The organism is Kitasatospora sp. NPDC098652 (genome assembly GCF_044760155.1).
Taxonomy (GTDB): Bacteria; Actinomycetota; Actinomycetes; order Streptomycetales; family Streptomycetaceae; genus Kitasatospora.
In genome coordinates, this window is sequence record NZ_JBIWAQ010000026.1 from 44211 (window position 1) to 47706 (window position 3496).

Genomic DNA, 3496 nt, shown 5'->3' on the forward strand with positions numbered 1-3496 from the left:
GAGCCACTCCGGGACCTACTCCGCGGACCGGCTCCGTCGACCGAACCCGTGCCCCGAAAGCCCCGCGTGCCCTGCCGATTCCCCTACGGAGACCCGATCATGCCCGCCCGCACCGCACCGCCACCGCCCACCGCGGCCGCCGACGACCTCGTGATCGAGGCGGTCGACGTCGGCATGACCTTCGGCGACGTCCGCGCGCTCGACTCGGTCAGCCTCGCCGTCCCGCGCGGCAGCGTCCTCGCCCTGCTCGGCCACAACGGCGCCGGCAAGACCACCCTCGTCGGCGTCCTCACCACCGCGCTCGCGCCCACCACCGGCCGGGCCAGCGTGGCCGGGTTCGACGTCCGCCGCCGCCCCGCCGAGGTCCGCCGCCGGATCGGCCTCACCGGCCAGTACGCCACCGTCGACGGACGGCTCAGCGGCCGCGACAACCTCCTCCTGCTCGCCGGCCTGCTGGGCGCCGGGCGCCGCGCCGCCCGCACCCGCGCCGACGAACTCCTCGACCTCTTCGACCTCGGGCACGTCGCCGACCGTCCGGCCCGTGGCTACTCCGGCGGCCTGCGCCGGCGCCTCGACCTGGCCGCGAGCCTGGTCGGCCGGCCCGAGGTGGTGTTCCTCGACGAACCCACCACCGGGCTCGACCCGGTGAGCCGGCTCGGTCTCTGGGAGATCGTGGAGGGCCTCGTCGCCGAGGGCACCACCGTCCTGCTCACCACCCAGTACCTCGACGAGGCGGACCGGCTCGCCGACGCCATCACCGTGCTCTCCGGCGGCAGCGTCGTCGCCCACGGCACTCCGGCCGAGCTCAAGTCCCGAGTGGGCAGGCGCACCGTCACCGTCGTCCTCGACGGGCCCGGCGGGAGCGCGCCCGGGAACGACCTGGAGCGCGCCGCCGACGCGCTGCGCCGTGCCGGGCTCGCCCCGGTCGCCGGGCGCGAGGGCGCCGCCCTGGTCGTCCCGATCGAGGCCACCCGCGACATCGCCGCCGTCGTCCGGGCTCTGGACGGGGTCGGGGTCGAGGCCGCCGAGCTCACCTTCGGCGAACCCGGCCTGGACGACGTCTACCTCGCCCTGGCCCATCGCTCCGACAGCCTCGACGACCTGGCCGGCCCGGACAGCCCGGACAGCCCGGAAGGATCCCAGCAGTGACCACCACGCTCGACACCGACCGACCGCCCCGCGCCGCCACGGTCAGCGCGCCGGTCTGGCGCGGCAGTTCACGGCCCACCCAGATCCGCATCCTCACCGGCCGGTCGCTGCGCGCGCTCGTCACCGATCCGGCGGTGCTGCTCTTCGGCCTGCTCCAGCCCGTCATCACGCTCGTCGTGCTCTCCCAGGTGTTCAGCCGGATGGGACTTCCGCCGCACTTCCCGCCGGACGTCACCTACCTGGACTTCGTCCTGCCCGCCGTCCTCGTCGACAACGCCGTGCAGTCCGCCGTCCAGTCCGGCGTCGGCCTCGTCGAGGACCTCCAGAACGGCATCGTCGCCCGCCTGCGCTGCCTGCCCGTCGCCCCGAGCTCCCTGCTCGTCGCCCGCAGCCTCACCACGCTCGTGCGCGCCGCCGTCCAGGCGCTGATCATCCTGGCGCTCGGCATGCTCGTCCTCGGCTACCACCCGCGCGGCGGCGCCGGCGCGGTCGCCGCCTCGATCGGGCTGACGCTGTTCATGAGCTGGGCCCTCGGCTGGCTCTTCATCGCGGCGGCCGCCTGGCTGCGCCGTGCCGAACCGATCCAGAATCTGGCGATCATCGCCGTCCTCCCCCTGATGTTCGCCTCCAGCGCCTACGTCCCGACCGCCGACCTCCCCGACTGGCTGGCCGCCGTCGCCCACGTCAACCCCCTGACGTACGCCATCGACTCGACCCGAGCCCTCGCCCTGGGCCTCCCGGGCACGGGAACGGCCGTGCCGGCCCTGCTGCTCGGCACGGCCGTCGCGGCCATCGGCGCGTGGCTGGCGGCCACGGGCTTCCGCAGGCCGATCGCTCCGCGCTGAGCTCCGCGGCCGGTGCGGTGCGCGGGACATCGGGACGACCGACCTCCTGCGCACCGCACCTGTCTGCCCTGTCCTCCCGACGTGGTCGCGGCGGCCGCTTCCCGCCGGGCGAAGGCCCGCGCGTCGGACGATCGGGTCACCGTGCCCGAAGACCGCCGTTCCGACCTCCAGCGCGGCGAGTCGATGCGGGGACTCGACCGCACGGACGCGATCGCACCGCCACCACGACCGCCACCTGGAACTCCTCCGGCACCGGCTGGACGCGCCGGCGGCCCGGCCCCGGACCGCCGACGCGTCCAGCCGGTGTGCCATCACCTCCGCCCCGTGCCGATCAGCGAGTTCGGCAGTCGGCGTCCTCAGGTGGTGGTGCGGACGGCCGACGAGTACAGGGGCCAGCCGTCCTGGTCGGGACGGCACACCACCTCGGCGAAACGCCCGCACTCCCGCAGCAGCGCCGGCACCGTCGCCCCGTGCAGGTGGCCGTGCTCGACCACCAGGGCGCCGCCCGGTCGCAGCATCCCGGCCGCCGCCTCCACCACCTGGCGCACGACCCGCAGGCCGTCCGCGCCGCCGAAGACGGCCTGGCGGGGCTGGTAGCGGCCGAACTCGTCCGGCACGTCGGCCGCGTCCGGCATGAAGGGCGGGTTCGCGAGCACCAGGTCGACCTCGGCGGTCAGCCCGGTGAGGGTGCCCGCCCGGGCCGCCGGGCCCTCGTGGACGGTCATCACGGTGTCCCCCAGGGCGGCGCGCCGGGCCGCGTTGCGGCGGGCGAAGTCCGCGGCGATCGGGTCGAACTCGACGGCGTGCACCCGGGCGTCCGGCCGGGCGTGCGCGATGGCCAGGCCGATCGCGCCCGAGCCGGCGCACAGGTCGACCACCGTCGGCGCCCGCTTCTCGACGAGGGCCTCCAGACCGGCCGCCAGCACGAGCTCGCTGTGCACCCGCGGCACGAACACGCCCGGCCCGACGAGGAGGTCGAGGCCGCCGAACACGGCGCGCCCGGTCAGGTGGCCGAGCGGCACGCCCTCGGCTCTCCTGCCGACGAGGTCCCCCAAGCGCCGTACCTCTCTCGCGTCGAGCTCCTGCCGCGGGTCCAGCCCGCTCGGCTCCACACCGAGCACGCGCGCGGCCAGCTCCTCCACCTCCCGCCGTGCGCCGGCCCGCACGGTGCTCTCGAGTGTCAGCACGGCCTCGTCGATCAGGTTCCCGAGCATCGTCGTTCCCATCCGTAGCCTCCCCGGCCCCACGGCGCGGCGCCGAGCCGCCGCACACCACCGCCGACGGTACGGCCGCGGCGACTAGTCAAGAGCCCAGAACTCTCGTCCGCGAGGATGGCGTCCGCGAGGACGGTTGGACGCTCCGGTGGTTCGTTGTCGACGGATCGGACCTGCCGGCAGACGCGCAGCAGGCCCGCGGACGTTGATGGTGAACAGCTGGGCGTACGAGCGCGGAGCGTCGCGGGAGCCCGGGATCCGGGCCCCCGCGACGTCGGGACGGGCGGG

Annotated in this window: 3 protein-coding genes; 2 read left to right on the forward strand and 1 reads right to left on the reverse strand. The window is 75.5% G+C overall.

The features are described 5' to 3' along the window. The first annotated feature begins 99 nt into the window (after positions 1-99). Positions 100-1149: an ATP-binding cassette domain-containing protein gene (locus ACIQWA_RS35655; RefSeq protein ID WP_402489875.1), complete on the forward strand. Its 1050-nt coding sequence runs from the start codon at positions 100-102 to the stop codon at positions 1147-1149. Further along, positions 1146-1994, forward strand: coding sequence for an ABC transporter permease (locus ACIQWA_RS35660; RefSeq protein ID WP_402489878.1), 849 nt, complete (start codon positions 1146-1148; stop codon positions 1992-1994). The genes ACIQWA_RS35655 and ACIQWA_RS35660 overlap by 4 nt, the downstream gene beginning before the upstream one ends. 356 nt (positions 1995-2350) lie before the next feature. On the opposite strand, the gene ACIQWA_RS35665 is transcribed toward ACIQWA_RS35660, so the two are convergent. Further along, on the reverse strand, positions 2351-3220 hold the full coding sequence (locus tag ACIQWA_RS35665; RefSeq protein ID WP_402489881.1) for a N5-glutamine methyltransferase family protein: 870 nt from the start codon (positions 3218-3220) through the stop codon (positions 2351-2353). Positions 3221-3496: the final 276 nt, after the last annotated feature.

What these genes read in the sequence shown, in the direction of transcription:
- ACIQWA_RS35655 (WP_402489875.1), top strand. Translation starts at nt 100, where the DNA reads ATGCCCGCCCGCACCGCACCGCCACCGCCCACCGCGGCCGCCGACGAC.
- ACIQWA_RS35665 (WP_402489881.1), bottom strand. Translation starts at nt 3,220, where the DNA reads ATGGGAACGACGATGCTCGGGAACCTGATCGACGAGGCCGTGCTGACA.